The sequence below is a fragment of the Chitinophaga agrisoli genome, assembly GCF_008386695.1.
Taxonomy (GTDB): Bacteria; Bacteroidota; Bacteroidia; order Chitinophagales; family Chitinophagaceae; genus Chitinophaga; species Chitinophaga agrisoli.
This window is the reverse complement of record NZ_VUOC01000021.1, coordinates 1-1,950: the sequence shown is the minus strand read 5'-3', so window position 1 is coordinate 1,950 and position 1,950 is coordinate 1. Positions and strand designations below refer to the sequence as shown.

At 40.4% G+C, this 1,950-nt stretch carries 1 protein-coding gene; it reads left to right on the top strand.

The features are described from left to right. On the top strand, window positions 1-1,885 hold a 1,885-nt coding region (locus F0L74_RS34495), incomplete at its 5' end, for an RNA-dependent RNA polymerase family protein (protein ID WP_149842210.1). Between the last annotated feature and the right edge of the window lie 65 nt (window positions 1,886-1,950).

Genomic DNA, 1,950 nt, shown 5'->3' with positions numbered 1-1,950 from the left:
GTTTGATGAGTGTTATTTGTATTCGAGTTTGTCAGGAGAGAGTATGCATTGTGTGATGAATGTTGAGTATAATAAAGAAGTTACGGATGCATGTGGCTGGCTGCGATTGTCCGAATGTTACTCGTATAAGTATACTGCTGTTGGTTTATGTGGTAGTGCGTTGTTATGTAGTACATTGGAGCGACCTATTGTTGGTATTCATTTTGCGGGTACTACGACATTTGGGTATGCTGAGCCGATTTGTGCTGAGTCTTTCAATGAGTTGGACGTTAAGCACTACGAGTACGAAATGTGTGACCTTCGTTTGGACGGAGGTAAGGAGAGGATACAGTTTGATACATTATTGTATCCACAGGGAACTGTGCAGGACGCTTATAGTCATCATCAGGGTAGTGTAAGTCAATATGTTCCAAGTTTAGTACATGGGGTGTATGATGTCGATACTGAGCCCAATCCCTTGTCACCACGGGATCAGCGTCTTCCTCCAAATAGTCCTCCTCTGAAGTGTGGAGTGGAACACATGGGGAAGCCTCCTTTAGATTTTCCGAATGAATTGTTAAATCCGGCTGCTGACGACCTTGAGGATGTGATTCTTGGTAATGTTAAGCCTGTTAGGGTCGCTGTTGGAAAACTGTCTCTTCAGGATGCTATTTGCGGTAACGTTAATGTTAAAGGTTTTGAACCACTTGAGTGGAGTTCTAGTGAAGGATTTCCACTGAAGGCATTGCGTCCACCTGGTGTTAAAGGAAAGAAATGGCTGTTTGATTTGGATGAAACGCCGAGTGGTTATGTTCTGAAGGGCATGCATGGTGAGTTGAAGCGACAGTTGACTATATGTGAGATGCTTCGTCGAGATGGTGTAAGATGTCCGACTATTTTTGTGGATTGTCTTAAGGATACGTGTATTGATATTGAAAAGTGTAAAATCCCTGGAAAAACACGTATTTTCTCTATTTCTCCCGTTCAGTATACTATAGCTTTTAAGCAGTATTTCGGGGACTTTCTTGCATCCTACCAGGGTGCAAGATTATCTGCAGAGCATGGTATAGGTTTGAATGTTGATTCATTGGAGTGGTCGCAAGTAGCGGATCATATAACTTCACGTGGTAGTAGTATAATAGCCGGTGACTATAAGAACTTCGGTCCCGGTTTGATGTTGAAATGCGTGGAAAAAGCTTTTAACATTATAATTAAATGGTACGAACGGTATGATAACGATCCTGAGCGACAATTAGTTCGCAGAGTTATGCTGTCTGAGATATTGCATGCGAGGCACTTGTGTTTGAATGTTGTTTATGGTGTTCCGTGTGGCATCCCGTCGGGGAGTCCGGTTACTACTCCACTTAATAGTCTAGTTAATTCATTATATTTGAGATGTGCATGGCGTCATATAACAAAACAGAATTTTAGTACTATGCACGAACATATTAGGATACTGACGTATGGAGATGATGTATGCGTCAGTGTTAGTGATGTGTATAAAGATATTTATAATACAGCAACATTATCAGAATTTTTTAAAATGTACAATATTATTTTTACCGATATAGATAAAAGTGATAATATTGTCAAATTTAGGCAACTTAACAACGTTTCGTTTTTGAAACGTGGTTTTAAGTTGCATCCGAGTAGTAGATCTATATTTATAGCCCCTATAGAGCTACAGAGTATTCGCAAGTGTGTTAATTGGATTACACGGAAGGGTGACCCGATGGGTAACACCTTGGAAAATTGTAAGCAAGCGTGTGAGCTTGCATTTGGGCATGGACCAGAATACTATAATGAAGTTCGGGAGTTTCTCCAACAAGAATGCATGAAACGACTTGGACGTACTTTTCAGGCGCCACGATGGTATGAGAAATCCCTGCAATGTTATGGTATATAGGCCCATTATTGTTAAGTAAGCTATTTTTTTAACTGTTTCTTTTATTACCTTCACTAATACCTGGC